17 protein-coding genes are annotated in these 26,093 nt (G+C 71.2%); 7 read left to right on the top strand and 10 right to left on the bottom strand.

Features of this window, described 5'->3' with window-relative positions:
- The first annotated feature begins 257 nt into the window (after positions 1 to 257).
- The gene (locus LIU39_RS18280; protein ID WP_227047823.1) at positions 258 to 2,441 is read left to right on the top strand and encodes an ATP-binding protein; all 2,184 of its coding nucleotides are present in this window, start codon (positions 258 to 260) and stop codon (positions 2,439 to 2,441) included.
- A complete protein-coding gene (locus LIU39_RS18285) occupies positions 2,438 to 3,784 on the top strand; it encodes an SUKH-4 family immunity protein (RefSeq protein ID WP_308409394.1) in 1,347 nt (448 codons plus the stop codon). The genes LIU39_RS18280 and LIU39_RS18285 overlap by 4 nt, the downstream gene beginning before the upstream one ends.
- 225 nt (positions 3,785 to 4,009) lie before the next feature.
- Here the strand turns inward: LIU39_RS18285 and LIU39_RS18290 are convergent, their stop codons facing one another.
- Complete coding sequence (locus LIU39_RS18290; RefSeq protein WP_227047824.1) at positions 4,010 to 4,309, bottom strand: hypothetical protein; 300 nt, start codon at positions 4,307 to 4,309, stop codon at positions 4,010 to 4,012.
- A gap of 274 nt (positions 4,310 to 4,583) precedes the next feature.
- Here LIU39_RS18290 and LIU39_RS18295 point away from each other — a divergent pair, with 274 nt between their 5' ends.
- Both LIU39_RS18295 and LIU39_RS18300 read left to right on the top strand, forming a co-directional pair.
- Positions 4,584 to 4,913, top strand: coding sequence for a WXG100 family type VII secretion target (locus tag LIU39_RS18295; RefSeq protein ID WP_227047825.1), 330 nt, complete (start codon positions 4,584 to 4,586; stop codon positions 4,911 to 4,913).
- A gap of 229 nt (positions 4,914 to 5,142) precedes the next feature.
- Complete coding sequence (locus LIU39_RS18300) at positions 5,143 to 6,228, top strand: WXG100-like domain-containing protein (protein WP_227047826.1); 1,086 nt, start codon at positions 5,143 to 5,145, stop codon at positions 6,226 to 6,228.
- Positions 6,229 to 6,434: 206 nt separating this feature from the next.
- Here the strand turns inward: LIU39_RS18300 and LIU39_RS18305 are convergent, their stop codons facing one another.
- From LIU39_RS18305 to LIU39_RS18335, 7 genes are all read right to left on the bottom strand, one after another.
- Entirely contained in the window at positions 6,435 to 7,763 is a 1,329-nt protein-coding gene (locus tag LIU39_RS18305) for a S8 family serine peptidase (protein ID WP_227047827.1), read from the bottom strand.
- Positions 7,764 to 7,853: 90 nt separating this feature from the next.
- Positions 7,854 to 9,335, bottom strand: a complete 1,482-nt coding sequence (locus LIU39_RS34955) for a hypothetical protein (RefSeq protein ID WP_264482944.1) — start codon at positions 9,333 to 9,335, stop codon at positions 7,854 to 7,856.
- A 72-nt stretch (positions 9,336 to 9,407) separates the two neighbouring features.
- Positions 9,408 to 9,737, bottom strand: coding sequence for a hypothetical protein (locus LIU39_RS18315; protein ID WP_227047828.1), 330 nt, complete (start codon positions 9,735 to 9,737; stop codon positions 9,408 to 9,410).
- Positions 9,730 to 10,998, bottom strand: coding sequence for a type VII secretion-associated serine protease mycosin (mycP, locus tag LIU39_RS18320; RefSeq protein WP_227047829.1), 1,269 nt, complete (start codon positions 10,996 to 10,998; stop codon positions 9,730 to 9,732). Before mycP ends, LIU39_RS18315 begins: the two co-directional genes overlap by 8 nt.
- Before the next feature lie 219 nt (positions 10,999 to 11,217).
- A complete protein-coding gene (locus LIU39_RS18325; protein WP_227047830.1) occupies positions 11,218 to 11,511 on the bottom strand; it encodes a WXG100 family type VII secretion target in 294 nt (97 codons plus the stop codon).
- A gap of 119 nt (positions 11,512 to 11,630) precedes the next feature.
- On the bottom strand, positions 11,631 to 11,957 hold the full coding sequence (locus LIU39_RS18330) for a WXG100 family type VII secretion target (protein WP_227047831.1): 327 nt from the start codon (positions 11,955 to 11,957) through the stop codon (positions 11,631 to 11,633).
- A 387-nt stretch (positions 11,958 to 12,344) separates the two neighbouring features.
- On the bottom strand, positions 12,345 to 13,985 hold the full coding sequence (locus tag LIU39_RS18335; protein ID WP_227047832.1) for a type VII secretion protein EccB: 1,641 nt from the start codon (positions 13,983 to 13,985) through the stop codon (positions 12,345 to 12,347).
- A 185-nt stretch (positions 13,986 to 14,170) separates the two neighbouring features.
- On the opposite strand from LIU39_RS18335, the gene eccE reads away from it, so the two are divergent.
- The 3 genes from eccE (at position 14,171) to LIU39_RS18350 (ending at position 19,435) form a co-directional block, all read left to right on the top strand.
- Complete coding sequence (gene eccE, locus LIU39_RS18340; RefSeq protein WP_227047833.1) at positions 14,171 to 15,547, top strand: type VII secretion protein EccE; 1,377 nt, start codon at positions 14,171 to 14,173, stop codon at positions 15,545 to 15,547.
- A complete protein-coding gene (locus LIU39_RS18345; RefSeq protein WP_227047834.1) occupies positions 15,547 to 16,395 on the top strand; it encodes a hypothetical protein in 849 nt (282 codons plus the stop codon). The genes eccE and LIU39_RS18345 overlap by 1 nt, the downstream gene beginning before the upstream one ends.
- Before the next feature lie 331 nt (positions 16,396 to 16,726).
- Complete coding sequence (locus LIU39_RS18350) at positions 16,727 to 19,435, top strand: SCO5717 family growth-regulating ATPase (RefSeq protein ID WP_227047835.1); 2,709 nt, start codon at positions 16,727 to 16,729, stop codon at positions 19,433 to 19,435.
- Positions 19,436 to 19,595: 160 nt separating this feature from the next.
- Here the strand turns inward: LIU39_RS18350 and LIU39_RS18355 are convergent, their stop codons facing one another.
- Both LIU39_RS18355 and LIU39_RS35755 read right to left on the bottom strand, forming a co-directional pair.
- Positions 19,596 to 20,543, bottom strand: coding sequence for a bifunctional riboflavin kinase/FAD synthetase (locus LIU39_RS18355; RefSeq protein ID WP_227047836.1), 948 nt, complete (start codon positions 20,541 to 20,543; stop codon positions 19,596 to 19,598).
- A gap of 254 nt (positions 20,544 to 20,797) precedes the next feature.
- Complete coding sequence (locus LIU39_RS35755; protein WP_443742997.1) at positions 20,798 to 25,921, bottom strand: hypothetical protein; 5,124 nt, start codon at positions 25,919 to 25,921, stop codon at positions 20,798 to 20,800.
- Between the last annotated feature and the right edge of the window lie 172 nt (positions 25,922 to 26,093).

Here is a 26,093-nt window from a genome sequence, read left to right on the forward strand (position 1 = left end):
CCCTTTCCCGGCACTCCGCTCGCCGCTTCTCCTTTCCTCGGCCTTACCGTTCTCCCGGGTTCTCCGAGTTCTCCAGGTTCTTCCCGTCTCCCGGGTTCTCCCGCCACGGCGAATGCGGCTCGCGTCGCGCACGGGCATCCGCTCCATCCCCGATGTCCCGGTTCCGGAACAGCCGGGCCCCGAGGGCTCCAAGATCGCGGGCCGGATCATAGGATCGCCCGAGACGCTGGAATGCACGACGGTGGAGGGCGGGATTGATGGGGGACGAGGAAGTCATGAGCGCCTCGGACGAGGGAATCGCCATGGCGGGCGGCTATGCACCGCATCCGTACATCGGCGGCCGCACCGCCGTGCTGCGCGCACTCGCCGCCTGGCGCATGAGCTGGCCCGGTGCGCCTCGCGTCATCGCGCTGACCGGCGACCCGGGCAGCGGGCGCGGCCGGCTGCTGACCGGATTCCTGATGCTGTGCGACCCGGAGTACCGCAAGCGGCTGCCGCTGGACGACCTGGACCCGGCGACCGTGCCGCCCGACCTGCCGGCGCCCGCGGTGCCGAACCCCGAACGGCTCACCTCGGCACAGCTGTTGTGGACCCTCGCCGATCATTTCGCGCTCCGGGCCGCGCGGACCGAGGACATCTTCACCGAACTCGCCGCTCGTGAAGAGCGGGTGGCGATCGTGGTGCCGGACATCGCCGCCGCCGGTCCGGTCCGGGCCGCGAACGAACCGGCCCGCGTCCTCCAGGACGTGCTCAAGCCGCTGGCCGCCACCCCGACCGTCCAGCTGCTGGCCGTCGTACCGCGCGAGTCGGCCGCGGAGCTGGCCGCGTCACTGCCGGGCGGCCAGGCGCAGATCATCGACCTCGACGCACCGGAATGGGCCGACCCCGAGGGGCTGGTGCTGCACGCCGAGACCGCCCTCGACGCGGCCGCCGGCGCCCCCGAACTCCCGTACACCACCGACCCGGAGCTGCGCCGGACGCTGGCCGCGGCGCTGGCCGCCCGCGCCGGCGGCAACCGCCTGACCGTGCACCTCGCGGTGCAGTCGCTGCTGATGCAGCCCGAGGGCTTCGACCCGGCGGACACCGGCCGGCTGCCCGGCACCGTCGGCCAGGTGCTCGACCTGCACGCCGTCCGGCTGGGCACCGACCCGCAGACGCTGCGGCTGATGCTGGCGCCGCTGGCGTTCGCCGAGGGCGACGGACTGCCCGTCCAGCTCTGGGGCCCGCTGGCGAACGCCGTCGCCGAACGGGACCTGAGCCAGGCCATCGCCGAAGGCATGCTGCTGGCCGCACCCTTCGTCCAGCTGACGGCGGAGCCGGACGCGACGGATGGGGCGGATGGCACGGACGGGGCGGACGGCCGGGCCCCGGCCGTCGACGGCGCGGACGGCCCCCGGGCCGGCACAGGCCCCGCCGCCCCGCCCGAGGACACCGCCGGCCCCCGCACCCTGATCCGCCTCGTGCACCCCGCGCTCGCCGCGGAGATCCGCGCCGGGCTGCCGGACTCCCGCAGCGCACAGACCCGGATCGCCATGGCGCTGCTGGACGCGGTGCCCGACCAGGACTGGTCGAAGGCCGATCCGTACATCCGTGACCACCTCGCCGGGCACACCCTCGACGCCGGCCTGCTGCCCCAACTCCTCACCGACCCCGGCCTGTTCGCGCACGCCGACCCGGTGACCCTGCGCGCCGCCGTGGAGGCCGTCCCGCCGGCGGCGCTCGGCGCTCCGGCCCGTACGTATCTGCGCACCGCTCCCCTGCTCACCCGCTCCGAGGCACAGGTCGCGATGCGCGCCGCGTTCCTGGAGTCGGCCTTCGTCGAGGACGGGCTGCTGCCGTACGCGCAGGCGCTGCACGGGCTCGGGCTCGACCTGCCGTGGCGCACCCTGTGGAGCCTGCCGCTGACCGGCGCCGCGGGTGTCACGCTCGGCACCCTGGCACCGGACGCCGGAACCGCCGCCGCCGAGGCCGATGGCACGCTCGCTGCCGCCGCACCGGCCCTCCCGGTGGCGGTCATCGTCGTCCCCGCGGGCACGCCGGGCTCCTGTCCGGTGCCCGGCAGCGAGCGGTCCGGCGACGGCGCCGCAGCCCGCCTGGTCCACGAGCTGGCGTCGGCCGCGTACCTCGACACCGACCCGGCACAGGTCGTGAGCCCCTCGGACGAGGAGCGCGCGGCGGGCCGCTACGGGCTCAGCCGCAGCACCGACTATCTGCGCGTCTGGGCCCGCACGGACCACGAGGTGGTGGCCGCGCTGATCTCCGACACCCCGATCACCGGTGCCGACCTCTCGCCGGACGGCGTCCTCGTCGTCGCCACCTCCCGCGGCGTCACCGCCCGGCAGATCATCGCGGCGCAGCCCGCCCGTCCCACCGTGCCGGCCCAGGCCGCCGGCCCCGCAGACGCTCCCGCTTCTCCCGGCCTCGAAGGAGACCACTCGTGATCACCCAGGAGCAGGCACACGCGACCGCCGACCGCTGGCTCAACCCCGAGGGAGCGCAGGGCCCGCCGCGCGAAGTCGCCCTGCGGGAGTTCGACCTCGGCTGGGTGGTGTGGGCCGTCCCGCCGCCCCCGGAGGTCGACCCGGAGACCGGCGCCCGCCGCCCGCCCGCCGAGATCGGCACCGCCTGCGGAGTCGTGGACCGCACGTCCGGCGAGCTGACGGTGTGGCCGTCGGTACCGGTCGAGGAGGTCGTACGGATGTACCGGCACAAGCACGGCGCCGACGGCGGCGACGCCGGTGCGGCCGCCGAGCAGCCGGCGCCCGGGCAGCCGCCGGTCACCGGTCCCGGCAACACCGCGGTCGCCACCTTCGACGACCCGGCCACCGGCGAGGAGACCAACCTGGTCCGCGTCTCGGCCCCCGGCCTGCCGCCCGTCGAATACCAACTCGCCGACGAACTGCGGAAGATGGGCGTATCCGGCGAGCGCGTCCGGGCCGTGCACACCGACCTGCGGCCCGCGTTGCTGCCGGGCGGCTACCCGGGCGACTTCGTCTTCCGCGCCTTCCCGAACGCCCGGTTCTCCTGCACCGAGGGCTACGGCATGCGGCCCGACGAGCGTGCGGAGGGTGTCGCGGGGCTGGTGCGGCACGTCGAGATGATGCACCGGATGGCGGGGCGGCAGGCGCCGCCGCGACCGCACCGGGCGCCGGTGCCGCGGGAGGTCGCGGCGGCGGAGCCGGTACGCGACGTGGCGCTCGGCAGGCAGCTGACGGAACTCTTCGGGCCGCAGGGCGTGTTGCGCCCGGACGTCGACGGCCTCGCGGCGACCCAGCTGCCCGAGCCCGCGAAGGCGACACTGACCTGGGCCGGACTCCCGGCCGTCGTGCCGTACTTCTTCACCGCCGACCGCGCGGAGAACCCGCCGGCCGGCGGCCTGTTCACGGACGCGGCCACCCACCTCCGCGAGACCGGCACCGAGGCCGGGAGCGGCACCCTGGAGACCCTCGCGGGCCACGTCCGGATCGGCACCGACGGCGTCTACGCCGTCACGGTCCAGTGCACGGCCCCCGCCGAGAACCAGGGCCTGGTCGGCACCGTCTGGGCGGTCCAGCCCTCATCGGGCGGCGGCAGATTCGTCAACCGCACACTCTCCGCCTACCTCCGCTCGCTCGCCCTGCTGACGACCACCCGCACCCGGATGCGAGGCATGGACCCGTACGCGGCCGGAGCCGCCGTCGCCGCCTTCCAACAGGACCTGGTGGCCATCGATTCCTGGTCCCTGGACGACGAGGGCAACTGGTGGTCCCTCATCGTCGAGCAGATGTGGCACGGGTTGTTCTGAGCGGCACGGGTAGTTCTGAGCGACACGAGCTGTTCTGAGCGGCTGGGCGGGGGGGGTGGGGCTGCACGGGAACGGAGATACGACCGGGGCGAAGCAAAAAGGGGCCAGATTTCACGGCTTTACGGTTTCATGGCTCCACGGGGGTTCCACCAGGTCCGACTCCGGGCCAGGCTCCACCAGCCGCTCCCCCGCGCGTCCCACCCGTCTCACCAGCCCCGCACCCTCTCAGGGCAGCAGCAGCCAGTCCGCTGCCAGCGCGGCCACCAGCCCGACGCCGAGCAGCCACGTGCCCAGCCGGGTACGCCCGTGCCGGCTCAGCTCGATCACCACGCCACAGAGCACCAGCGCCGCCCCGTACACCCCGACCACCAGCACCGACGTCCGGCTGGCCAGGCGCACCACCAGCACCACGGCCATCGCGGCCATCAGAACCGAGGCCAGGGTGATCCGTATCCGCCGCGCCTGACGAGGCGTCAAACCGTCGACGGTCTCGGCAATCGACTCTTCACTACCGGCTGCGTCCATGAGCCGAGATGCTACGGGACCACCACCCAGCCCCACCCCCCGGTCCCCGCGCCCGACTCACTCCCCTCCTGCCCCCGGGAACACCTCTCTCCACCCCGCTCAGCATTGGCGACCACGCCCCCAATTTCCCTGAATTCCCCCTCCGTTGGCCTCGCAAGATGCCTACGGAGCCTCCACATCCTCGCCTTGACATGGCTACGGACAGATCACCTAATGTGAGATCGTTAGACGTGAGAATTACGGTTCGAGAAAACGGCGCAAATCGGGGGCAGTGGTGGCAGGCAAGGCATTTGACGTTGATCCGGATGTACTGAAGGCGCAGGGTTCCGCGTTCATCCACATCGGCAGCGACTTCTCCAAGGCATCGAAGAAGCTGCAGGACGATCTGGATGCGCTCGGCAGCCCTTGGGACGAGTGCGACTTCGGCGAACTCTTCGAGACGATCTACGATCCGATCAAGAAGGGCATGTTCAAGTCCATGGACTCGCTGGGCGAACGCCTCGAAGGCATCGGCGACAAGCTCGAAACCATGGCGCAGTCCTATGCCGAATCCGATGAGCAGGGCATCCACACCATCAGCGCGGTCGGCCGCCCGATGATCTGAGGCCCGCCCTCACCAAGGGATTCCGCAGGACGCCCACACCGGCCCACTCCTGAATCACGCAATCCCCGGCACCGCCCCGCACACACCCACTCTGCACACCACTCACCACGCCTCAACTCAGTTCCGGCTCAGCTCAGTTGCCACTCAACTCAGTTGCCGCTCACATCAGTTGCTGACCAACTCAGCACTTCAGCACTACTCGGTTACCACCGCACGGGGGACGAACACTGTGTCACTGACACTTCCAGACGGAGTCGACTGGGTCCTGGATCTCCTCGGATACGACTGGCCGAACGCCGACGAGGACAAGCTCTTCGAATGCGCCGCGGCGTGGCGCAACTTCGCCGACCAGGTGAATCAGGCGTCCTCCCAGGGATCCTCGGCGGCCAACGAAGTCCTCTCCGCCAATTCGGGCGAAGCCGTCGACGGCTTTTCCCAGGAATGGGGATCCTTCTCGGGCGGCGGAGACAGCGGCGACAACTACCTTCGTGACGCCGCCGCGGCAGCCGAGGTCATCGCGCTCGCCTTCGACGCCGCCGCGCTCGCCGTCATCGAGGGCAAGGTCGCGGTCATCGTCCAGCTCGTCATGCTGGCCGCCGAACTCATCGCCGCCCAGGCTGCCGCGCCCTTCACCCTCGGCCTGTCCGAACTCGGCGCCGCCGGAGCCACCCAGGCAACCCGTCTGATCGTTCGCCAGATCCTGGACAAGATCAAGCGCGAAGTGATGCAGGCGGCCACCAAGGCGATGGAACACGCCACGATGGACGCCATCAAAAAGATGGCGAAGAAAGCCGTGTCCAAGGAGTCCCGCAAACTGGCGACGGACTACATCAAGAACACGGTCAAGGAAGAGGTCAAGGACAAGGTCGTCACCGCGGCGAAGGATTCGGCGAAGGAATTCGTCCAGGAGACCGTCGTCCAAGGCGCCAAGGACAAGGCCAAAGAAGCCGCAACCGGCATGGCACAGAACGTCGCCGAGCAGGGCATCGAGAGCCACTTCGGCGAACGCGACGGCATCCGGTGGGGCGAGACCGCCGACGTCGGCAAGGAAAAGGCCGGCGAATACATCGAAGACGTCAAGAAGGACGCCACCGACAGGGTCCAGGAATACAAGGACGGCGTCACCAGCCTGGCCGACCCCACCACCTACATCGAGCACGGCAAGAACGACCTCGAAACCAAGCGCGACGAACTCACCGACCGCGGCCTGGACCACGCCCAACGCCGCGTCGACCACCACACAGGTGGCGCCGCCACCCGCCACCAGGAAACCACGGACGCGGCCAAGGACCACGTCCGATCGGTATTCGGCTGACCGTCAACGGCCCTCAAGGACGAGGGCGGGATCGCGTGGGCCGGAGTGGCCCCCTCTCCCTCTCCCGCGCACAGAAATGGGGCCCGTTGCCATCCAAGACGGTGGCAACGGGCCCCATTTACCGTTGTTCACTTCCTCCGAACCACCAGCGCCCCGCCAGAGATGGCACTTCTACGGACACCGGAGCAGGCAGCCGAAGTTGCACGCTACCGACCGGGAGGCGCCGGGTACTGACCAGGCGGCGGGGGGTACTGACCAGGAGGTCCGGCCTGCTGCTGGTAGGGGCCCGGCTGCTGCGGCGCGAATCCGGGACCACCAGGGCCGCCGAATCCACCCGGACCACCGGGGGGCGGGCCATTGCGCCGGCCCTTACGTCGCGCCACCAGAACGATGACGAGGATGATCCCCAGGACCACCAGAACCGCCACCACGATCAGACCGATGAACAGCGGGCTCACACCGGCCTTTTCAACAGCCTGCGACGAACCGCCCTTGTCATCCGTCCCCTGCGAACCGGTCGAATCCCCCGCAGAAGGCGAAGAGTCGACCTTCGGCATCGTCAACGGACCGTTCTTCGAACCCGCCGGAATATCCCGCTTGAGCGCGGCGAGCGGCTGGATGAATCCGTAGCCGTACTTCTGGTCGGGAAGCGAAGTCCCCTTGGCCGAGTCAGGGAGACCGGCGGTCTTGGTCAGGCGGTTGACGATCTGACCCGGCGTGAGATCGGGGAACTTCGCTCGGAGAAGGGCGGCGGCTCCGGAGACAAAGGCCGTGGAGTCTGAAGTGCCCGTGCCCTTTTGGTACAGGGAACTGCCGCTACCGCCAGCTGAGATAATGTCAACTGCCGGTGCGGTCAGCAAAACCTGCGGCCCGTAGTTGGACTTAGGCCAGATCTCCCCGGTGTTCTGCACCCCACCAACGGTCAAAACCCCGTGATAGCTGCCCGGGTATCCGATACCCTCAGGGCCTTTCCCATCATTTCCTGATGCCGTTACAATCAACACGTTGTGCTGCAGGGCATACGCGATGGCCGCCTGTTCGCCATCCGCAGAACTACCGCCCTGGGAGATGTTGATGACGGAGGCGCCCTTGTCTACCGCGTAGCGGATAGACGAGGAAAATCCGTCTTCGTTCCCTCCCTTATCACGCAGTGGCAGGATTTTGGCATCCGGGGCCAGCCCCTTCACGCCCGATTCCCCACCTGGGCCATGGCCGTGACCAGCGATTTCCGAAGCCATCTGAGTACCGTGGGTGTCACCGTTTTCCGGTTCCGCAGACCCTCCATCCATGAAGTCCTTGCCCGGAAGTACGTTGCCCTTCAGGTCCGGGTGCTGAGAGTTGACCCCGTCATCAATAACGGCAACGGTCACTCCCTTACCCGTCGAAAGATTCCAGATCTTCTCAGCGTCGAATGCCTTCAAAGGCCACTGCGCATCTCTGATCTGGTCCGCCGATGCAACCGGTGCGGTGCCGAAGAGCAGCGCCCCAGCCACCACCGCGCCACCCACCACACGCAGCTTCCGCGTGAAGCTCATTCCTTTACACCTCTCCTAACAGGACGGGGCCCTCTGCCCAGAGAGCATCGGGCCCCGTCTTGCTACCACCGATTTGCTGACGACAGGTTCCTACTCGATGACCTTCGGAGCAACGTTACGCTCCGATGCCCAGGTCTCCTCGTCCTCGACAAGGTAGTCGGGACGCTCGCCGTTGTTCTGTCCCTTTTCCTTGCCCTTGGCACCGTGAGCACCAGGGGCGCCCGCCATGCCCGCGGGACGACGGCCGCCTGCTCCGGCGCCCGCCTGCGCTCCGCCTCGGCTTCGGTGCAGGCCGGATCCGCCCTGCCCGGCACCGCTGGCCTTGCCGCTTCCGGAACCGATGACGCCGCCCTTTTGACGGGCCAGAGCACCGCCGCGGCCCGCGCCTGCGCCCTTACCTCCGGCGCCCTTGCCGGCACCGGCACCGCCGCCCATTCCCGGCATACCTGCACGGCCGGCGCCGCGAGCTCCCGCTCCGGCTCCACCACCCGCACCCCCGCCGCGGCCCATGCCCATGCCGCCGCCGATACCGCCACCACCTCCGAGGCCACCGCCACCGATGCCGCCGCCAGAACCGGAACCGCCCCCGGCTCCGCCACCGATGCCGCCGTTCAGGCCGCCACCACCGCCGCCGATACCGCCGCCACCGCCACCGGTACCGCCTATGCCTCCACCCTTAGGGGGGTTCAAGCCGTCAAGGCCGGTATGGACATCGGGAGTGAAGGATCCCTTGCCGGGTTGGGGCGAGATCCCGCCGCTGATGCCTGGAGTCTTCGGCGACTGGAGATCACCGGGCGAGAAGCCGGGCCCCTTGCCTGTCGGCTTGAACGACGGCGGCCCGACCTGCTTCGGCCCCGTGGAACCGCCCGAAGGGACAGGCATCGGCACCACCGAGGGCGGTTCACCCGGAGTACCGGGGTAGTCCTCGTGGTCGTCTCGGTTCCTCTTTGTCCACGTCCCCATGGACTTGGCCTGAGACACATAAGCCGCCCCCAGCTGCTCCATCTTGACGGCCATGCGGAGCTGCTGCTCCTTGCCCGCCGAGAGGCTGCCGGAGTTGTTGTCCAGGGCCTGCTGCGTCGTCATGCCGGGGTTGGAGAGGTCACGCTTGAGGCCGGTGTCGTCGCGGCTGCCGCCGTCCTCAAGCCAGTTGACGGCCTTGTTGGCCGTGCTCGGCTTCTCCATCGACTCGACCTCGGGCTTGAGCTGCCCAAGCACGTTGGCCGCGTTCTTCATCGCGGTCGAGGTGTAGTCGGCGTAGAGGGAGCAGTCCGAGATCTTTTTGCTGATCTTGTCGGCCTGGGCCTTGAACTTCTCGGCGGAGTCGCCTTCCCAATGCTGGAGCACCTCTTCGACCGCGGCGTCGAAGGCACCCTTGATACCTCCGCCGCTGCCGCCGACAAGCTGGTTGTGAACGTCCTTCCAGCCCTGCGAGACGTTGTGCACCTCGCCGGGGTTGGACGCCTTCACCATCGCCTTCATGGTGTCCATGTCCATCTCGGCGAAGTTCGTTTCGTGCTTCGCCGCGTAGCACATCGTCGCCGGGATGTACTCGGAATCGCCACCGCTCATGACCCAATTCCCCCTCTGCTTCTCTCCACGCTGACTTCAGATCCGCTGCAATCGACCGGCCGGGACGTCACATCATTCACCGGACATACTCGCGGTGGTCTCGGCTTCCTGGTTCTGGTAGTTGCCGTGCGCCTTGCGCGTATTGCTGCCGAACTTGTCCATGACCTCGTTGAGATGCTGCACGACCTCTTCGATGTGCGTCTTCATCTCCGTATGGGCTTGCGTCAGCTTCCGCGCTTCCAGGAAAGAGGCGCCGGGCGCGTCAGCTCCCAGTGCACTCGCCGACAGTGACGTTTTGTACCGAGTGTCTGCATGCGTATTCCCGAGATCCTTCAGGATGCCATTGAGCTTCCTGATGGTGTCCTCAAGTGCGCTGAGATCAACTCGATATTGCTCACCCATTGTTTGACTCCCCGTGAGATGTGAATCCAGTCTTGCGACGCCAGTCGCGCAGTGCGACGGACACGCCCACTACCGCCGCGACGGCCAGCAGACCGCCTCCCACAATGTAGATGGCAAACCGCGCCTGCCGCTCCTCCGGGCTCTCGCCGATGGTGAGGGCGGCCGGTTGGATCTCGGCGCCGCCGTTGGAGGTGTTGGAGGGCTTGTCGGGCTTGGGCGGGGCGGTGGGCTTGGTGGTGTCGTTGAGTGCGGCCACCGGATCGACGACGCCCCAACCGATGTTGTGGTCCGGGCCGCGGTGGACTCGTTCGGCGGTCTGCTCCAGGTGCCAGACGAGCTGTCGGGCGCTCCAGTCCTTGTGCTGCGCCTTGAGCAGGGCGGCGGCTCCCGCGACGTACGGTGCGGCGAAGCTGGTGCCCTGGTCGACGCAGTTGCCGCCGCCGGGGACCGTGGAGACCATGTCGACGCCGGGGGCGGCGATGTTGACGTAGTTGCCGGGCTGGGAGAAGGGGGCGCGCTCGTTGTTCCGGTCGGAGGCGGCGACGGCCAGGATGTTGTCGAACTCCCGGAAGCCGGCCGGGTACATGGTCTTTTCCTTGCCGCTGGCGCCGTCGTTGCCCGCCGAGGCGACGATGAGTATGCCCTGCTTGGCGGCATCTCCGACGGCCCTCTTCAGGCTCGGGAGGAGCGCCTCGTTCGCGTCCGTGCCCTGGGAGATGTTGATGATGTCGACGTGCTCGGCCACCGCGTCGTCGATGGCCTTGGCGAGGCTGTCGGCGGTGCCGGCCTTCTCCTGGTCGGTCTGCTGGAACGGGATGACCTTCGCGTCGGGCGCGAGGCCGTAGAAGCCCGAGGAGGGCTGCTGCGGTTTGGCGGCGATGATGCCGGCGACCTTGGTGCCGTGGCCGACGCGGTCCTGGGTCTTCTTGCCGTCCTTGACGTAACTCTTGCCCCCGGAGCCGATCGAGGGGGCGACCTGGCTGTTGCCGGCGTCGATGCCGGTGTCGATGACGGCGACCTTGACACCCGCGCCCCGGCCGTGCGCCCACAGCTGCTTGGTCAGCAGGCGCTGCAGCGACCAGGGGGTCTCTTTGATGTTGCTGGTGTTGAACTTGCACTCGCCGCTGTTGAGCGGAACGTTCTCGTCCGCGGACGCCGGCGCGGCGCTGACACAGGAAAGGCCGACGGCGCATGCCGCTGTCACCAGGACACCTGCTGCTCGGCGGTGCCCGGAACGGTGACCGATGGCGCGAGATCCCACGGGTTGTCTGCTCTCCATGTGTGGTGGACGGGACGAGAACGAGGGTGCGGAAGCGGTGGAGGAGCGGGAGGGCCTGCGAAAGCGGTGGGGAGGGAGTGAGAGTCCGGTGGACGCCAGAAGGGCGAGCGCACTGATGCAGCGCGCCCGCCCTCATTGACCACTGTGCGAGCCTTCGGGGCGGCTCAGCCGTCGGTCACCCCAGCCCGTGCTGACGCCAGGTCAGTGGCTCCAGACGTTGGCGTTCTTGTGCTCGGTGCTGCGGTAGTTCTGCGCCGCGTTGTCCAGCGCCTTGGCGATGGCTTCCAGGGTCGAGTGCAGCGAAGCGGCACGCTTGTCCCACTCGCGCTGACGGGCCTGGTAGCCCTCCTGCGCGGCACCTTCCCAGCTGGCGGCGATCTTCTTGACGCCGGCCTCAAGGTTGTCGAGCTGGGAGCGGATGTTGTTGGCCGTGCGGCGCACGTCAGACGCGGCCTGCGAGATCGTCTCGAAATTGACGAGGATATGGCCCGACATTGTGTCTCCTCGGGAGTTGTTGAGCTGGTCGATTCACATACCGCGGTAGGTCACAGAAACCTTCCGGAACTCCACGCGGCGGTTGGTCACGGGCGCCGGCCGGAGGCGGCGCTGACCCATCATCCGAAGGGGGAATCCTGGGCGGAGGCGACGTGGTGAATCGACTGAGCCTGCTCGTCTTCCGAGGCCACGTAGTTCTTCGTGGTCGCGTCAATCGCTTCCTTGATCTCGCCAAGGAGCTGGTTGAGGCGGGTGGCGTCCTCGTTGACCTTCGACTGCAGCTGGTTGTACGAAGTGGCCGCAGCACCCCTCCAGCCGGAGGTGATGTTGTCGACGACCGTGTTCAGGTGCTGAATCTCGCCCTGGATCGAGTGATTGACCGAGGCGATCTTGCCGCTGAACGCGACCATCTCCTCCTCGGTGGTTGTGAACTGCTGACCAGCCATAGTCAACGTCCCCCATGAGACTCGTACGTCGTACCGTCCGGCGCCTATGAGGGCGCTTCACGGTTGGCATCTCCTGTTGACGCCAGCGGCCACTTTAACCACTCCATACGCCTGTTCCCAACAGGGGGAGGGTCGTTGTGACGGGATCACAACATGGCCAACTGGCCGTTCCTGGCGTCCTGTTCGGCTCATCGCGCAACCGAATCGGACAGTTGCCATGCTATCGGCCCGGAAAGAATCACATCAAGATTTTCACGGGTCCGGTTACGGCTGAGTTGACAGCCGAGGGAGGAAACGGAGAAAACGGAACCGGAAGGGCGGGCCGCCGTTTCCCGGTGGCCCGCCCCAGAGGTATCGGCACGGCAGGAGGAACCGCCGCAGAGGGGTTCAGGAAGTCTGCGGGTTCTTCGCGCTGTCCACATCGAGGTTCGGGCCCTCGGAGAGCAGCGACGACCACGACTTGAGGATCAGCGGCGCGTGCACGCCCTTGTAGCCGAGCCGCAGTGCCGCCTTGTTCGTCTCCTCCTCGGCGTTACCGGCCTTGTGCGCGCTGTCGTTGTTCACGGGCACGGAGTAGCGCAGCCCGGTGTCGGTGACCAGGAAGGGCGTCCCGGCCTTCTGTGCGGGGGTGTTCACCTCTTGGTAGAGCAGTCCGCTGCCGGGGGTGACGTACGCGCTGGCGCCGCCCGCGATGTTGGCCGGGTAGTCCTTGCCGACCCAGGTCTGCATGTTCGGGAGGCCGTTGGGGTAGCCCAGCGCCTTGTCGGCGCCGCCCGGGAGCTTGGTGCTGGTGCCGTCGTAGACGCTGCAGGAGACGCCGTTGTCGGTGGGCGCCGTCAGGCCGCCGGTCTGCGAACCCTGGGCGAAGTTGTTGGCCATGGAGACGACCTCGGTCGGCCACGGCAGGTCGATGTCCGTGCCCTCGACCTTGCCCATGAACTTCGCGGTCCGCCCGTCCTCCGTCTGCGGCGTGAAGCTGGAGGTGGAGACGTGTTCGGCCTCCAGCGTCTCGCCGCCGGGGTGCAGGTCCCTGGCGTTCTGGCCTTCCAGCAGCAGCTTGGCGATGAAGTCCGAGACCTGCTGGACGCCTTCGGCGGTCACCACGTACTGCTGTCCGCCGGGGACTTCGAGCACGGTGCCGATGGTGTGGTACTTCCCCGGGACGCCGTCGGCGTGCGACGGCTTGCCGACACCGGGGACCTGTGGCATATAGATCGGGACCGGGCTCTTGATGAGCGTGTCCATCCACTGCTTGGTGACGTCCTGCGGCTCCGCGTCCTTGAAGATCACCCGGCGCAGGACGCTGTCCGTCTGCTCCTTGCTCTGCGGGGGCTTGAGGCGGCCGCCCCCGGTGGAGTCGATCTGGAAGGCGAAGCCGTTCTGGTCGACCAGCCAGCGCAGGCCGTCGGGGTCACGGACGTAGAGTGCCTGGTTCGCGCCGACCCTGCCCTTGCCCTCGACGAGTTTCTTGTCCTTGCCGCCGAGGACGAACACGGCTTGCTGGGCCTTGCTGTTGGTGCCGCCGCCCGGACGGTCGCACACCGCCCAGACCTTGGGTGCGCCGGCGTCCTCCTTGCCGGGCAGCCGGTCCGGGGCGTACGGAATTCCGATGGCGGGTCCGTGCGGAATCTTTCCGTCCAGCTCGGATTCCTTGACCTTGACGACTTTGTACTTGTCCGGATCGAGAAGAAGCTTCGCGGATGCGAGATTCAGAACGGGATGCAGAAGCTTTTCTTTCTTCCCGTCGGAGTTTGTCGAGTTCAGGACCACATAGCGGGTGGTGGATTTGTCGCCGACGATGACGTTCTCCCCGACCGCGTCCCAGCCCTCCGGGGCAACCGGCTTGAGGATGCCGCAGGCACCGAAGCCCACCAGGATCATGACCCCCACCAGGACGCTGGGAAGCACCGCCTTCAGCGGGCGCGGCGCACTCTCGATCGAGCCGCTCGGCAGCGGTTTCAAGAATGCGGCATTCGTGCGCTTCCGCGCAAAAGAATACGCATTCAGCTCGTCCCGACGTGATGCCATTGTTGCTTTCTCTCCCCGCCTGTCGGATCCACCTTCGACCGCCCCCGGCACGCACGCCGTAGCGCCCTCTACTATGCCGTGTATCGATCGACCCGTACGGTACGGGTGCCACCTTCCAACACACCAGTCTCAGCGGCGGTTGATACGCCCAGAGCCACACCACCAGTAGAGGAGCAGGCCGGGGGATGTCCAGCGCCACCAGGGCTCGACGCCGCAACGGGCGGCAACAGCAGCAACCACCTTCCGCTGCCCCGCACCATGCGGGAGATGCCGACCGAAACGGCTCGGCTCCGGGCAACAGAGGCGACAGCGGCCGGAGTTCGGCCGACCGCCCGGCAGGCCCGGTCGCTCCGCGCCTGCGTCCGCAGGCCGGAAACATCGGCGGGGTCCGCGTCCAGCAGCTGGCCATCATCGAAATCGCCGCGGCACTGGTGCTGGTGGGCTGGTCGATCCACCCGGTCGCGCTGACCGTCGCCGCCGTCGTGGCCGCCGTACTGGTCGTCTTCGCGCTCGGCCGGCGCCGCCGGATTCCGCTTCCGGAGTGGATCACGACGGTGCGCGCGATGAAGCGCCGGAGCAAGTCCACGAGCGCATCGGCGACCACGGGCATCGACCCGGCGTTCGCCCCGGTCGTCGAGTGCGACCCGGCGCTGCGCACCTACGAGTACACCGACGCCGAACAGCGCGCCATCGGCTTCGTCGGCGACGGCACCTTCCTCACCGCCCTCGTCCAGGTGGACGCCCGCGACGAACCGCTGCGCCCGCAGCGCGGCAGCCACATGATGCCGCTCGACGTGCTGCACAACGCCCTCGACGTCGAGGACATCCACCTCGAATCCGTGCAGTTCGTGCAGTACACCCAGCCGGCACCGGCGCCGCACCTGCCCGAACAGGCCGTCGCCGCCCGCTCGTACGCACCCCTGCAGGCCCAGGCCCAGACGCCGGCCGTCCAGCTGACCTGGATCGCGCTCAAGCTCGACCCGGAGCTGTGCGCCGAGGCGATCGAAGCGCGGGGCGGCGGGATGGACGGCGCCAAGCGTTCCCTGCTGCGCGCCGCCGACCAGCTCGTCAGCCGGCTCACGGCTCACGGTGTCAAGGCCAGGGTGCTGGCCGAGCGCGAGGTCGTCGCCGCGATCGGCACGGCGGCCTGCGTCAGCCCGCGCGCCGCCAACGGGGCGATGGGGCGCGACGGCCGGTCGGCCCGCCGCACCCAGGAGTCCATCCGCGCCTGGCGTTGCGACGACCGCTGGCACTCGACGTACTGGATCGGCCGCTGGCCCCAACTCGGCAACGGCGGCGCGCCGTTGGCTGCCATCAGCCAGCTGCTGACCAGCACGGCGGCGATGGCGAGCACCTTCGCGCTGACCGCATCGCACGGCGGCGGCCGGGCCCCCGCGATCTCCGGCTACGTACGCCTGTCGACCCGCAGCGAGAACGAACTCACCTCGGCCCAGGGCGAGTTGGAGCGTCGTTCCGGCTCGGCGAAGGTGGGCCTCGTACGGCTCGACCGCGAGCAGCTGCCCGGCGTCCTGGCCACGCTTCCCCTCGGAGGTACCCGCTGATGGCCACTCCCACCTATCAGCCCCGCGTCAACGTCAGCGGCAACGGCTGGCGCAATCCCCCCATCGGCGGTTCCGGCGCCGGCGATGAGCGCAGGCTGTCGCACCAGCCGCGCCCCGACGAGCTGCAATCGGGCCCGACCGGGCCGAAGCCGAAGCCCGGTTTCGGCCTGCGCGGCCCGCGTCGCAGCCCGCACATTCTGACGGCCGATTCGCTCGCCTCGCTGACCCTGCCGGTCGGCGACGACGGCGTGATCATCGGCATCGACCCGCAGAACCAGCCCGCGGTGCTGAGCCTGCTGCGCCCCGCGCCGCTGGAGATCGCGCTGGTCGGCAGCATGTGGATGGCGCAGGTGCTGGCGCTGCGCACGGTCGCCACCGGCGCCCGGGTCGCCGTCGAGACCGCGCGGCCGCCGGCCTGGGGGCAGATGGCGCAGGCCGCGGGCGGCGGCCAGCAGTGCGTCTCGGTCCACGACGTACGCCAGATCGCGCCACAGGGCCCATCGGTCTCCAGCCCCGTCCTGGTCGTCCGCGACATGGGCGCGCGGCCGCCGCGCAATCAGCTCGCGCCCAGCCCCTGGCAGTCGGTGCTGACCGTGCTGCCGTTCCTCGGCCCGCGTTCGCCGCAGCTGCTCGGCCGCGCGGATCTCGTCGGCCTGCAGCGGCTGTCGCCCGAAGAGGCCGAGGTGGTGACGCGCATCATGCGGCTCCCGCAGCAGGTGGGGGCGGTGCTGCCGACGCTCAGCGACAACGCCATGCTGTGGTGCACCCGCGACAGCCACCAGTTCGTCATGACCCAGCCCACCGAAGCGGAGACCAACCTGCTCGGCGGGCCGCGCCGGATGGACTGACCACACCGTGGCGGGCCGGGTCCGCGCGGTGCCAGCACCGCCCCGGACTCTCGGCCGCAAGCAATTCCTACGGGCGTACCCACGGGTGCGCCCGTAGGTGTGCCGCAGGGTTCGAAGACGACATGACGTCGACTGCCGCTCGGGGGCGACTCTTGATTAGGCTGTGTGAAGAGCCGCAGGAGCGCACCTTCCGACGGCAGCCGAAACGGGGATGGAGAAAGTTAGTGTTGGCGCAACCCCGGGTGGTGTGTTCCGACTTCCGCTACATCCGATCGATCCGCCTGTATCCGGTTCTGCCGTTCAGGTGCGTTGCAGTACACCAGGAGGCACAGTGAACGAGCCGGAGGCTTTCCGCCGGGACGGAAACGATCCTGACGACGACCAGTCCGAGTTCGAGCTGACGGGCGAGTTCAGGATCGACTTCGCCGCTCCGGCCTGGTACGCGAGCAACGACACCAGTGGCGGCGGCTCGGCTGCCGCTTCCCCCGCCGCCTCCGCCACTCCGCCTCCCGTCACACCGCCGCCGACCGGCGCGCCGCTGCCCGGCCAGGCCCCCGTCCCTCCGGGCCCGCCCGTCGCCGGCGGCCCCCAGGGCGCGCCGGGGCCGGCCGCCGCACCCGCTCCCGTGCCGCCGCCGGCCGACGCCGCACCGCCCGGGTTCCCGATGCTGCGCCCGCAGAACACCGGTGACGCTCCGGCAGCTCCTGCGCCCGCGACCGCCGCACAGGGCGGACCGGCCGAGGCAGCGGAGCCGACGCCCGACGTGGCGTCCGTATCGGAGGGTTCGCCGTCGTCCGACGCACCGTCGGATGCCGCGCATGTCCGTTCCGGGACGGGTGCCGACCCGTCGGCCTCACTGTGGGACGACGACCCCGAGCCGGAGGCGGCAGCCGTCGCGCAGCCCGTGAGCGAGGCCCCGGCTCCCGCTGCGGAGCCCGCTCCTGCCGCCGAAGTACCGGCGCCCGCGCCGCAGTCCGCATCGGAACATCCGGCTCCGGACCCGTCCCAGGGTGCGCAGGCGGCCCCGCCCGCGCAGGCCGTGCCGGATCAGCAACTGCCTCCGCAGGCCGTCGCGCAACAGCCCGTTCCGCAGCAGGGCGCTCCCTGGGGTGCCGCGCCGGACGCTCCTCAGCAGGGGGTGCCAGGACAGGGTGAACTGCCGCCGCTGCCGCCCGAGTACGCGCCGGCCGACCCGCGTTCGGCACAGGCCCAGCAGTCCGCCCATCCCCAGCAGGCTCCGCAGCAACAGCAGCCCCAGCAGGCTCCGGCCCAGCAGCAGTACGGCTACCCGCAGCAGCCCCAGCAGGTACCCGTGCAGCAGCAGGGCGGCTACCCGCAGCCCCCGCAGGGCGGCTACCCGCAGCAGGCCCCCCAGGGCGCGCCCGCGCAGCAGCCACCCGGCGCCTACGGCTATCCGCAGCCCGCTTACGGCTACCCCCAGCAGGCACAGCAGCCCCAGCAGCAGAACCCCAACACGCCCGCGCAACAGCCCGCTTACGGTTATCCGCAGCAGCCCCAGCAGGCCGCCCAGGGATACCCGCAGCAGGGGTACCCGCAGCAGGCCGGTTACGACGAGCAGCAGGCCCAGCAGCAAGCGCAGGCCCAGGCTTACGCCCAGGCCCAGGCAGCCCAACAGGCCCAAGCCGCCCAGCAGGCACAGCAAGCCCAGCAGGCCCAAGCCCAACAGGCCGCCCAGCAGCAGTACCAACAGCAGGCGCAGCAACAGGCCCAGGCGCCCCACCAGCCGTTCCCCGGCCAGCAGGCCGCCGACCCCAACGCCGCGGCGAACTATGCCTCGTACTCCCAGCCGGGCCAGCAGCAGCCGCAGCAGCGGGCCGCCCCCGGTGCGCCGCTCGGCTACAGCGCCGCCGTCGAGCTGACCTCCGACCGGCTGCTGCGCAACCAGCCCAAGAGGCGCAAGCCGGGCGCCAACGCGCAGCCGTCCAAGTTCAAGCTGGGCGCGAAGAAGGAGGAGGCGGAGCGGCAGCGCAAGCTGGAGCTGATCCGTACTCCGGTGATGTCCTGCTACCGGATCGCGGTGATCAGCCTCAAGGGCGGTGTCGGCAAGACCACGACCACCACCGCGCTCGGCTCCACGCTCGCATCCGAGCGTCAGGACAAGATCCTCGCGATCGACGCGAACCCGGACGCCGGCACCCTCGGCCGCCGTGTCCGCCGCGAGACCGGCGCGACCATCCGTGACCTGGTGCACGCGATCCCGCACCTGCACAGCTACATGGACATCCGCCGGTTCACCTCGCAGGCCCCTTCCGGCCTGGAGATCCTCGCCAACGACGTCGACCCCGCGGTGTCCACGACGTTCAACGACGACGACTACCGCCGCGCGATCGACATCCTGGGCAGGCAGTACCCGATCATCCTCACCGACTCGGGCACCGGCCTCCTCTACAGCGCGATGCGCGGAGTCCTCGACCTCGCCGACCAGCTGATCATCATCTCCACGCCGTCCGTCGACGGTGCGAGCAGCGCGAGCACCACCCTGGACTGGCTGTCCGCGCACGGCTACGCAGACTTGGTGCAGCGCGGCATCACGGTCATCTCCGGTGTCCGCGAGACCGGCAAGATGATCAAGATCGACGACATCGTGTCGCACTTCGAGACGCGCTGCCGTGGCGTCGTGGTCGTCCCCTTCGACGAGCATCTCGCCGCCGGCGCCGAGGTCGACCTCGACATGATGCGGCCCAAGACCCGCGAGGCGTACTTCAACCTCTCCGCGCTGGTCGCGGAGGACTTCACGCGCGCCCAGCAGGCCCAGGGGATGTACCCGCAGCAGGGCGGCCCGCAGATGGGCGGCGATCCCTACGCCCAGCAGCAGTACCCGCAGCAGGGACAGCCGCAGCAGCAGCCGCAGCAGGCTCAGCCCCCGGCCGGTTACCCGCCGCAGCAGGGCGGCTGGACCCAGCAGCCGCAGCAGCCGCCCGCCCACTGGCAACAGCAGCAGCCGGCTCCCGACGCGCCCCAGCAGCCGGAACAGCCGGGGCTCCAGCCGGGATGGCAGCAGCAGCCGCCTCCGCAGTGATCCGGCGGTAGGACACAGAAGCGGGGCCCGGCACATCAACTGCCGGGCCCCACTTGCGTGTTGCGCTCGCGCCGCGCCGCCGGCCGTCCGGCCCTGACCGCCGCGGGCCACCTCGTTCGGATGAACGGACCCGTCGGCGCCGACCGCGGGCGCCGCCTCCTCAGGAGGTCGCGGCGATCAGCCCGCGCGCCTGCTTCACATCGATCGCCATCCGCTCCAGCAGGGCGTCGAGCGTGTCGAACTTCTCCTGCCCGCGGATGTAGGCGAGGAAGTCGACGGCGACGTGCAGGCCGTACAGGTCAAGGCCGACGCGGTCGATCGCGTACGCCTCGACCGTGCGGGTCTTCCCGTCGAACTGCGGGTTGGTGCCGACCGATACGGCCGCCGGCATCGCCTCGCCCTCGACGTGCAGCAGCCCCGCGTACACCCCGTCGGCCGGGATCGCGGTGTGCGGCAGGGTCTCCACGTTCGCGGTGGGGAAGCCCATTTCGCGGCCGCGCTGGGCGCCGCGCACGACGATGCCCTCGACGCGGTGCGGCCGCCCCAGCACCTCGGCGGCGCCCGTCACATCGCCCTCGGCGACCAGCCTCCGGGTGAGCGTCGAGGAGAACGGCACGCCGCCGCCCGCCGTACCGCGCTCGACGAGGTCGAAGACCTCGACGGTGTAGTCGTAGGTCCGGCCCAGCTCCGCGAGGGTGGCCACGGTGCCCGTCGCCTTGTGCCCGAAACGGAAGTTGGGGCCCTCGACGACGACCTGCGCGTGCAACTTGTCGCACAGCACCTTGACCACGAAGTCGGCCGGTGCCAGCTTCGAGAATTCCTTGGTGAACGGCAGGATCAGCACCGCGTCCACACCCAGCTCGGCCATCAGCTCGGCACGCCGGTGGTGCGGGGCGAGCAGCGGCGGGTGGGTGCCGGGGCGCACGACCTCGCTCGGGTGCGGGTCAAAGGTGACGACCACCGCGGGAATGCCCAGCTCACGGGCGCGTGCGACGGCCTTGCCGATGATCAATTGGTGGCCGCGGTGCACTCCGTCGTACGAGCCGATGGTGACGACGCTGCGCCCCCAGCCCTCGGGGATGTCCTCCAAGCCACGCCAGCGCTGCACTCTGCCCGCTCCTCGCCCGAACTCGTGTCCGTCCAATGCGCCAATTCGGCATGACGCAGGTCTAAGACTGCCATGCCGGGGGCGCCACCTCGCGCGAAGGGTGGCCTCCCCTTGTCACACGGCCCGCCCGGACACGGAGGAGAGCGGGCAGGAACGGGGCGCGACGGCGGCGGGCCCCGGCACCGGAGGCACCTCACACCGGCCGCACTCCCTGGGGATCAGCTACCAGGAGCCACCGGCAGCCGGCCTCCGGCTCACCCGCGGCAGCCGGCGAGCGCCGCGCGGGCGCCCGGCCCCACCAGCGCCTCCCACTCCCCCGGCTCGGCCGCCACCCACTCCCGCATCCGCCGCGCGAACCCCGGCACCAGCCGCCCCGGCCCGGCCAGCCACCGGTCGAAGCGGGCCGCCCCCTCGGGCGTACCGGCCAGCAGCAGTCCGATCCGCCGCACCAGCTCCCGCGTACGCTCATCGGGGCGCCGCTCGACCCCCTCGGCCGCCGCCCGCAGCAGCGCCTCCAGCACCCGGGTGTCCGGCGCCACCCGCGGAGCGCGGCTGAAGGACCGGGCCTCGTGCGCCAGCAGCACCTCCAGCAGCTCGCGGCGCAGCGCCACCGCGTCCCCGCTCCCCTCCGCGGCGAGCACGGATGCCAGCGCGCACCGCACCGGGACGGCGTACCGGGTCAGGAGTTCCCCCGCGAGCGGGCGCAGCGCGGCACGGGCCGCGGGCCCACCGTCGAGACGCCGCCCGACGAACGCCGCCACCTCGCCCGCAGCGCGCTCCGGATGCCGTTCCGCGTATTCCCCAACGAGCGCGGCGACGCGATGCGCCAGGTCGGGCGGTCCGGGTGACACCGGCGGACGCGCGGGCGGTACGGCACCGCCCGGCCCGGCAGGCACCGGGGTCTCGGCGGAGACCGGAAGGCCGCACCTCGCGAGGACGTCGAGCACCGCACCCGGCGTGCCTCCCGGGACGGCTGTGCGGGACGGTTCACCGGTCAGCAGGCGGGTGCGGAAGGCCGCGAGCACCGGCTCCGGGTGGGTGGCCAGCGCCTCCGTGAACGCCGCGGCGGGCAGCTGCGGATCACCGGCGGCGAACCGCAGCAGCGCCCGGTCCAGGAACTGTCCCCGGGTGGCGTCATCGGCCATCAGGAGGGCGAGCGCGGCACCGTGGTGCGCGCTGCCGTCGGGGCGCGTCAGGAGGGCGAGCGCGGCCTGGCGCAGCCGGATGCGATCGGTGTCGGTGACGGCGCCAGGGGCGAGGCGGGGCGCGTACGCGGCTGCGGCGCGCCGGCGCTCGGGGCATTCGTCCTGGGACCAGCGCGCCACGGCCCGGCACATCGCCGACGGCTCGTCCTCGGCCAGGGCGGCGAGCAGCTCTTCCGCCCGGGGGTGCGGGCTGTCGGCCAGCGTGTCGGCGAGCGCGTCGAGCGCGCGCCTCCGGTGGGCGTACAGCAGCGCCTGCGCCGCCGCAGAGACGGTGATCTCCCCCGGCGGGCCGCCACCGGGCACCGTGTGCGGCGACTGCTGCAAAGGGCTCGCGTCGTCGAACCACTCGCACAGCAGCGGCTGCATCCGCTCCGGCGCCGCCCGCAGCAACGCGGCCGCCACATCGAGAAACCGCAGGGGTCGCGCAGGGTGGGCACGCGCCTGCGCAGGGGACGGACCGCCCACGCCTCCCGATCCCACGTCGGCCGGGGGAGGCGAGGGGTCGCCGGAACTCCGGGGGGTGTGGCCCGGGTTGGCGTTGGGGACAGGGGTGGTGCAGGTGGCTGAGATGGTGGGCGTCGTTGGGGCATCAGGGGAGCCAGGAGCGTCAGGTGTGCTTGGGGTGTCTGGGGCTCCCGGGGTGTCCGATGCGAACCCGACTACGTACGCGGGGAGTTCGCCTGATCCGGCATCCGCCGCAGTCGCGCCTCCGGGGCCTCCGGCGCCCATCACCACGGACGGGGCGGCGGATCCCTCCCCTGCCCTCACCGCCCCCTGCGGGCAGGTCGGCCCCACGCCCGACGGCTCAGCGGCCGCATCCTCACAGAAAGCGGCCCCGGCCCCGGTGACGGCCTCCGGGTCGACCCCCCGGACAGACTCGGCACCGGGCTCGGCACCGGGCTCGGCGGCAGGCTGCGGGCTCCCGGTGGCGCGCCCTCCTGCCTCGTCCCACGGGCCGTGTGCGTCCGGCGCCGGCATGGCATCGGCCCAGCCGAAGCCGTCCGCCGCGCCCGGCGCATCGGCGAGATGTACCCGCACCCGTGGCGGCCGCGCGAACGGACGGGCACGCCGCCAGGCACGCCGCGCGGACCACTCATCGGCCGCCGGCCGCCCGCCGCCGGGCGGCCCGGTGTGCGGTGCCCCGGTGTCCGGGTCACCGAAGGGCGTGACAGCGTCCGAGGTCTCCCAGACGGCAACGCCGCCCCACGCCCCGCCGCCGCTCTTCCCCACTCCCGTACCAGCGCCCGCTCCTGCGACAGCGACATTGCTGACGGTAGGACCGGCCGGGCCCCCGATCGCTCTCGCCGTCACCCCCGCCCGGCTCAGCCCGGCAGCCGGCGACACGGCCCCCGAACCCGCCACCACACCAGTTCCCGGAGCCGCACCGGGCCCCGCCCCCGTCGTCGCCTCCGGAGCGGACCGCTGCGGGTGCACCCGCCCAGAGGCCCCCGCTTCCGGTCCCGCTCCCGACCCGGCCCCCCCGGCCGCGCCCCCCGCCACCGCATCAACCGGCCGACGGACCGCCCCCGCAGCCAACGCCGCTCCGGCCGCCGCGCCCGGCCGTGGCGGCCCGTCGGCCGGCAGCAGGCGCCGCAGCAGATCCATCCGGTCCACGTCGGCCAGGTCGAGGCGGTGCCAGAACCACGGTCCGAGTGCGTCGAGTCCGGTCCGCCCGAAGCCGCCGAGCCGCACGGACCGGTCCGTGAGCCGGTCGGCGAGCAGCCGGAGCACGCCGGCGTACGGTGCGACGTCCGGCACCCGCAGCAGCACCTCGCTCAACAGGTGCGAGGCCCACCACCGGGCATCCGCGTACCGGCCGGACGGCCCGCCGTCGGCCACCGCGACGGACACCAAATGCGCCAGCCTGCGCGTCAGTTGTGGCGTTCCCTCACGGCGCGCGAGCAGCAGCAGGGCCTGTACCACGGGGCCGATGCGATACCCGGGCACCTGGTACGGCCGCGGCGCCACCGCCCGCCCGGCCCCCACATCGGACGAGGCGCACCCAACGCCACCGGAGCCGCTCCCCTCCCGGCCGTCCCACTCCTGGCCGCCCCGGTCCCGGCCGCCCAACGACGGCAACCGCGCAGGCCGCTCCGCCTCGCCCGACGCTCCGGCGGATGCCCCGTCCGACGCCCCACGCGCACGGTGCACCAGGACGTACAAGGCAGCGTCCACGTCGAGATGGGCGCCCTGGAGCCACTCGGCGAACTCCTCGTGGACGAAGCGGTACCCGGCGCCCGCCGGCGCCAGCAGGCCCTCGGTGAGGACCGCGGAAGCCCACCCGGGCCCCCAGGGGAAGACCTCTTCGAAGGACGCGCCGTCCAACTCCCCCTGCCCCGGTCCGAGGCACCGGCGTGCCGCCTCGTGCACCTGGCCCGCCACCTGGGCGGCCAGCCGGCGTACGGCGCCACCGCGCGGCAGCGGGCAGCGGCCGGCCGCGATCCGGACGGCGATGCGCAGGCACAGCAGGTCGAGGTAGGCGCCGAATACGGCATGCCGGTCCGGCGCTCCGTCGACGTCGGGCTCCGGCCCCCCGGCCTCCGGCACCACCATGCCCATGCCGTCCGCGCCACCCGCGTCGCACTCGCAGGCGCCGTCCCCCTTCGGCAGTGCCGCCCGCACCTCGGCGAGCAGCCGCAGCGTCAGCGGGTGTCCGGCGTCCGAAGCGGCCTGTGCGCCCTCCGCCAGGCCGTAGCGCCGGCGTGCCTGCTCCGCCTCACGCGCCGGCAGATCACCGAGCCGTACGCACGCGGGCAGCGGGCCGCCGGGAGCGCCCGGTGGCAGCGGGTATCCGGGGGTGGCACGGTGCAGCAGCGGGGTCGGGAAGAGGCCGCCCGCGCCTTCCCAGTACTCGGGCCGGCAGGCGATGACCAGCCGCACCTCGGAGGCGCGCAGCCAACCTGCGGTCGCCGCGGCCCAGTCGGCCGGCCAGGAGCCCTGCGCGGGCGGCATCTCCTCGGGCCCGTCGAGGAGCAGCAGCAGCGGCCGGCCCGCGGCGGCCGCCAGCCGGGCCACGCCGTCCGGGGTGGCTTCGTCCGGGTCGCCGGCCGTACGCCCCGAGGCCCCGATGATCCGGCCGGCCGCGTGCAGCGCACGCCGTACCGCTGCCCGCACCCCGTCGTCGCCGGCCCGCAGATCGGCGCCGCGCAGCCAGACGGTCGGCGCGGGAGCCGCCCCCCGCGCCCGCCGGGCGGCGAGCGCGGCCAGCTCCGTCGTACGCCCGGACCCCGGTTCCCCCACCAGCGCCAGCACCAGCGGCCCGCCCCCGGTGGCTCCGGCGGCCGCCACCTGCTCCCCCGCCGCCCGACCCGCACCAAGCCCCCCGGCCACACCGCCCGCACCGGCCGCATCACAGGTCTCCACCGTCCGGAACGCCCCGAACATCTCCAACTCGCGTACCACATCGGGCCGTTCCACCGGTTGCCGCCACAGCCGGGGCCGCCCGGCCGAACCCACGGATGTGCCGGTCAGCTGGAGCGCACCCGCCAGGTTCAGTTCGCTGCCGTAGGCCGGGACCGTCGCCGCGTTCCGTTCCAGCAGCGCGGCGAGCGGCCCGCCCGGATCGGCGGCGGCCGCCGCCCGCAGCAGCACGGCGAATCCGTCCGCAGGCCGCCCGGCCTGCAACGCGGTACCCAGCACGCCCAGCAGCGCGCCCGTCCGCGCATCGAGCACCGGGCCGCCCGCCGCCGCACCACCGAGCCGCAGCGCCTCACGCCCGCCCGCACACAGCCCCAACTCCCCCACCGCATCGAGGAGATGGAACCGGTCCGTCGCGGTATACGTCACCTCGCAGCCGACCGCGGTCACCTGCCCGTCGAACCAGCCACCGGCCCACAGCCGCACCCGGGAACCCACGGCGGCCGGGCCGGAAGACACCGGCAACGGTGTCAGCGGCGGCAGTCCGAAGCCCTGGCTGCGCACCAGGGCCAGGTCGCTGCCGGGAAGCGGAGTGACATCGGCGGCGTCCACCGTGCAGCCGCCGTCGAACCCGCGGCCGCCGAGCCCGCCCGCCAGCAGTGGCTGCACCACCACGCGGGCCAGCCCGTCGACCGCCTCATGGCTGGTGAGGATCGTGCCGTGCTGGTCGGCGAGGAAGCCCGTGCCGCGCGGCCGTCCCGCGAGATCCCGGATGCGCACCAGCGCCCTGTCCGCATCGGCGTCCAGCAACGCCATCGCCGTACCTCCCCGCCTGACCGCCTCCCCGACCTCCGCGCCGGTCCCCGACGTCCGACGGTAAGCGGCCGGTGATCGCCTCGACAGCGAGCAGGACGAACACGCCCCAACCGCGCCCGCCGTTCACTCCGAGCGCCCGACCACACGGGTGAATCCACGGATCTAGCGGCGC

The organism is Streptomyces pinistramenti, from assembly GCF_020564935.1.
Lineage (GTDB): Bacteria > Actinomycetota > Actinomycetes > Streptomycetales > Streptomycetaceae > Streptomyces > Streptomyces pinistramenti.

Excerpts from the sequence above, each read along its gene's own strand:
- LIU39_RS18290 (WP_227047824.1), bottom strand. The coding sequence starts at position 4,309 with ATGGACGCAGCCGGTAGTGAAGAGTCGATTGCCGAGACCGTCGACGGT.
- eccE (WP_227047833.1), top strand. The coding sequence starts at position 14,171 with ATGTCCAGCGCCACCAGGGCTCGACGCCGCAACGGGCGGCAACAGCAG.
- LIU39_RS18280 (WP_227047823.1), top strand. The coding sequence starts at position 258 with ATGGGGGACGAGGAAGTCATGAGCGCCTCGGACGAGGGAATCGCCATG.
- LIU39_RS18325 (WP_227047830.1), bottom strand. The coding sequence starts at position 11,511 with ATGTCGGGCCATATCCTCGTCAATTTCGAGACGATCTCGCAGGCCGCG.
- LIU39_RS18335 (WP_227047832.1), bottom strand. The coding sequence starts at position 13,985 with ATGGCATCACGTCGGGACGAGCTGAATGCGTATTCTTTTGCGCGGAAG.
- LIU39_RS18315 (WP_227047828.1), bottom strand. The coding sequence starts at position 9,737 with ATGGGTGAGCAATATCGAGTTGATCTCAGCGCACTTGAGGACACCATC.
- LIU39_RS18330 (WP_227047831.1), bottom strand. The coding sequence starts at position 11,957 with ATGGCTGGTCAGCAGTTCACAACCACCGAGGAGGAGATGGTCGCGTTC.
- LIU39_RS18345 (WP_227047834.1), top strand. The coding sequence starts at position 15,547 with ATGGCCACTCCCACCTATCAGCCCCGCGTCAACGTCAGCGGCAACGGC.
- LIU39_RS34955 (WP_264482944.1), bottom strand. The coding sequence starts at position 9,335 with ATGAGCGGTGGCGATTCCGAGTACATCCCGGCGACGATGTGCTACGCG.
- LIU39_RS35755 (WP_443742997.1), bottom strand. The coding sequence starts at position 25,921 with ATGGCGTTGCTGGACGCCGATGCGGACAGGGCGCTGGTGCGCATCCGG.
- LIU39_RS18305 (WP_227047827.1), bottom strand. The coding sequence starts at position 7,763 with ATGAGCTTCACGCGGAAGCTGCGTGTGGTGGGTGGCGCGGTGGTGGCT.